This is a genomic window from Mesorhizobium sp. M7A.F.Ca.ET.027.03.2.1, from assembly GCF_003999175.1.
Classification (GTDB): Bacteria; Pseudomonadota; Alphaproteobacteria; order Rhizobiales; family Rhizobiaceae; genus Mesorhizobium.
The window spans coordinates 1-1850 of the sequence record NZ_RZOM01001160.1 but is presented as its reverse complement, the minus strand read 5'-3'; the positions used below and the strand labels follow the sequence as shown (position 1 = coordinate 1850).

3 protein-coding genes are annotated in these 1850 nt (G+C 59.1%); all 3 read left to right on the top strand.

All coding sequences use genetic code 11. The features are described 5' to 3' along the window. Positions 1-253: hypothetical protein (locus EN750_RS40095; RefSeq protein ID WP_210212787.1), on the top strand; the 253-nt coding region annotated here is incomplete at its 5' end. Positions 254-336: 83 nt separating this feature from the next. Then, entirely contained in the window at positions 337-753 is a 417-nt protein-coding gene (locus EN750_RS41740; protein ID WP_348629639.1) for a hypothetical protein, read from the top strand. After that, the gene (locus EN750_RS41735; protein ID WP_348629638.1) at positions 750-1145 is read left to right on the top strand and encodes a hypothetical protein; all 396 of its coding nucleotides are present in this window, start codon (positions 750-752) and stop codon (positions 1143-1145) included. Before EN750_RS41740 ends, EN750_RS41735 begins: the two co-directional genes overlap by 4 nt. Positions 1146-1850 lie beyond the last annotated feature (705 nt).

The following is a 1850-nucleotide window of genomic DNA, read 5'->3' as shown; positions in this document are numbered from 1 at the left end:
GTTGCTCGGGAGTCTATCGATCTTGTATGGCGGCCTCGACCAAACGCCGTATCCTGCCGGAACGCTCAATGTTTTGAGCCACCATCTCTTTCGAGCGCTGAATCGCGAGCTCGGCCCGTTCCAGGCGTTGCTTGGCACTGGCGACTTCGGCCCCCATCGCGATTCCCTGGCGTTTCGGGATGTTTGTCATGAGATTGAAACACAGGGAGGACGGAATCGTTCCCTGACGCCGGCCGAAACGGGTGTGGCATGAACACCTGCCCAAGTGCCTGGTGCATTCCTTTGCAACTATTTTAGCCTATTCTAATTTAAATTCGGTCCTGTCCGAGTTCGCGTATGTTGAAGTTCATCCGGCCAATGTTCCCCACGCTTGTCGAGGTGCCGCCGACAGGGGACAACTGGATTCACGAAATCAAGTATGATGGCTACCGGACGCAAGTCATTGTCGGGGACGGCACTGCCCGAACGATCACGCGGAGGGGCTACGACTGGTCATCGACGTACAAGACGATTGTCGAGGCGGCGGCAACCCTTTCCCCCAAGTCGGCAATCATCGACGGTGAGGCAATCGTTCTCAACGAGAAGGGCGTATCGGATTTCCATTCGCTGCGGTCGGCAATGCGATGGGCGCCGGATCGGATCATCTTCGTCGCCTTCGATCTGCTGCACCATGATGGCATCGACCTACGCCGCGAACCGTTGCTGGCACGTCGGGAAAGCTGCTCGAACTCGTCGGGCCTGCCAAAGGCGTGATCCAGTATAGCCACCATGTGCATGGCGGCGGGGCTGACTTTTATGCCGCGGTTGATCGGATGGGCCTAGAGGGCATGGTGTCGAAGCGGGAAGAGAGCAGCTATCGGTCAGGCGACACCGAAGCCTGGGTGAAAACGAAATGCTATGAGGAAGTCGACTTTGAAGTTGCAGGCGTGCAGCGAACGCCCGGTTCGGCTCCACTCGCCTTGATGGCAACCCGCGATGCGGAACGCCGCTACGTCGGCTCGGCAAACATCGCCCTGACCAAAGCCATGCGGGAACGCCTCTATGCCAAGGTGCAAGAGGGGAAAGGCGCGCCACCGAGGGGCGCCGACAAGCCCGACGCCGAATGGATCAAACCTGGCCTTGTCGGACGCGTGAAAGACCCTTAAGCGCGAAAATAAACTACGCCACGCCACGCTGCGGGCGATCCGGGAGGCAAAGGCATGACGGGCCGACGCGGCGACGCATCGCCCACAATGCACATCTCCGGAAGCGACCGGTGCGAGGGGTGGCCGGCGCCTGTGGCGGGTTTGTTGGGACGTTAGGCGCCGGCCGGGCGGGCGGAGGTGAGCCGCCGCAAGCTCAAGCTAATATATCCCCGACTCTCATGCCTATGGTGCTATCGCGGAATGGCCTGACGGGCAGTCTAGGCCAACAGGATTAATTGCTGCGCTTTCATTCTGCCAGTAGCTTGCAGGCCTGGTCATTTAGCCCCAGATGAGGTCGGCACGCTCACCGTTACCGGTGCTTGGTAACTTGATCGTGCCGACCTCACCTTTGACACATGGAACCGATGCCCCTGTGGCAACCGAGCGAAGCTCTGGCCAACGCGATCATTGAGACCGTCGAGCGTCTGACGAAGGAAGCCCGCCGCTGAAGGACACGGACAGCGACGGGCCTTGCACCAGAGCTTGGACTTGAGGAGGGGACATCTCAACCAAGCACATTTCCAACTTCAATTGCGGATGCTTGTTCCAGCCCTACGAGAAAGATTTAGCACTAGCCGACGTCTGACGAAGTAGGCCCGTCACTGGACTTCAGGGAAATCAGTGACGGGCCTCTGCTAGGGTGTTTCCACGAGTTATCCTTGCAGT

Bases quoted from the DNA above. Each gene is read 5' to 3' on its own strand.
- EN750_RS41740 (WP_348629639.1), top strand. From the start codon at position 337: ATGTTGAAGTTCATCCGGCCAATGTTCCCCACGCTTGTCGAGGTGCCG.